Below are 2,022 nucleotides of genomic sequence, written 5' to 3' on the forward strand. Positions count from 1 at the left end.
ATCTAATTGCTATCACAAACAAATACAAATCTAAAAGCAACCCCTAAAGGTTAATCTCTTAGATTACTATAATCGCTTTGCATTCTTACAATAATGAAGAAATACTCAAACCTACTCTTTAAACCCCTAACCCTCCAAACTCTTTAACTCTTTAAAAGATAAAATCAAATTGTAAATATCCTGTATGGGATTTTGCTTCCTTTGCAAAAGTTCCATTATAGTTTAAAGAAGCATTGAAATTCTCTGTTAGATTAAGAATAAGAGATGCTTGAGTGTATTGATAAGTTCTAGGTAAATCAATAATCTCACTTCCCTTTCGCTTTGCTAGATTTGCTTTACTTTCTACTTCTGGATTAAAGTTATACCTTACTCCACCTGCTAGGGTTGTGCTAAGCTGTGGTAGCCATTGTTGATACCATTTTAATCCTAAAGTTGTAGAATATAAATCAGATACACTCTTATAATATCTCTCATTCCCTCCTAATGCACCACTTCCACTCATACTAAAAGGCTTTGTGATTCCTCCTTCATAATTTAAAGAGATTTCTGGGGTAAAGATACTCTTTGAATCTTCAAGATAATAATTCACTCCAGCACCTAAGCTTACACCATAACCATAAGTTTTTGTTTGACCTTGTGCTTGTTTATTTGTTCTTGTATTTACTTTTAACATATCATTGCTTGAATAGGCTACTTTAGTATTTGCTTTTAAGAAAGCCTCATAGTTTTCACTTCTATAAACAAGATTAGAATATTTTAATCCTGCAAAATAAGTTTGCATTTTTAGATTAAAAAATCTCCTGCATCCATATCAGCCTTTTCCGTTCCTACAAATGCTCCAAACATTCCAAAATCTCTTAAAGTATGGAATCCTGCAATAATCCCTCTTGTATTTCCACTAGAAGTATCTGCACTTCCTACTAAATCAATACTATTATAAGAAGCATAAGGCATAATAAATCCATGATAATGTTCATCAATACTAAAGCCTTTTAAGTCTTTATTATCATGAGAAGTTCTTGCATGCTTATATGCCATTCTTGAAGCTTCATCTACCACTGTATCAATAAAGAAAGATCGCATGATATAGGTATTGATTAAAGTTTGAGCCATGATTGAACCCATTCCTTTAGCCACTTGTAATTTAGACTCTACTTTACCTGTAATAGGATTGTATTCATATTCTATTAATTCATTTCCAGAACCTATTGTGACTTCATCTTTATCTACTTTACCGCTTCCTGTTGTGTTGTCTTTAATGATATCATTTACATTAATAGGCTTATTTGCATCATAGTTTGGATTATCCACATCAATTGTAATCTTGTCTATATTTGTGCTTCCACTACCACTTCCACCTATGGCGATACCTTCTAAGTTACCTTCATCATCAGGCTTTATTATCCAATCTACATTAATATTTCCATTACCATTGTTTGTGATATTGTTTCCATCTTCGTTTTTACCAATATCACCTTTATTGTCTATGCTAATATCACTATTTCCATTATTAGTGATACCTCCACCAATTGAGCCTCCCTTATCATTGCTAATGCTTGTGTTTCCTCCTTCACTTCCTATAACAATACCACCTCCTAGATTTCCTTCGTTTTTGATGTTTAGATCTCCATTATTGTTTGTAATAGAGCCACCTATACTACCACTATTATTAATAGAGCCTAAATTTCCATCATTTTTAATATCTCCATTGATATTGCCATTGCCAGAGTTAGTGATATTATCTAGCTTTCCACCACTGCCTATAATGATTCCACCGCCTATATTTGCATCACCATTATTGATGATATTATCTATACTTGAGCCATCTCCAATAGATATATCCCCAGTGATACTTCCAGAACCATTATTGATAATAGAATCTATTTTACCACCATTATTGATATTAATAGAACCCTCTATTTTACCATTGCCTATATTTGTGATTCCACCAATGATTTGTGAGTTAGCTCCACTTACTTTAATATCTCCTATTAAAGAAGCATTATCTTGATTTAAGATTCC

Annotated in this window: 1 protein-coding gene and 1 pseudogene; both read right to left on the minus strand. The window is 32.5% G+C overall.

The genetic code is table 11. The annotated features are described in order from the left end of the window. Nucleotides 1-151: 151 nt before the first annotated feature. On the minus strand, nucleotides 152-781 hold the full coding sequence (locus EBF09_RS08895; RefSeq protein WP_121764744.1) for an autotransporter outer membrane beta-barrel domain-containing protein: 630 nt from the start codon (nucleotides 779-781) through the stop codon (nucleotides 152-154). Nucleotides 782-783: 2 nt separating this feature from the next. Further along, nucleotides 784-2,022, minus strand: a pseudogene (locus EBF09_RS08900) (hypothetical protein); the annotation flags it as partial.

It is taken from the genome of Helicobacter burdigaliensis (assembly GCF_003670295.1).
In the GTDB taxonomy this organism is placed as follows: domain Bacteria; phylum Campylobacterota; class Campylobacteria; order Campylobacterales; family Helicobacteraceae; genus Helicobacter_D; species Helicobacter_D burdigaliensis.

Excerpts from the sequence above, each read along its gene's own strand:
- EBF09_RS08895 (WP_121764744.1), bottom strand. The coding sequence starts at position 781 with ATGCAAACTTATTTTGCAGGATTAAAATATTCTAATCTTGTTTATAGA.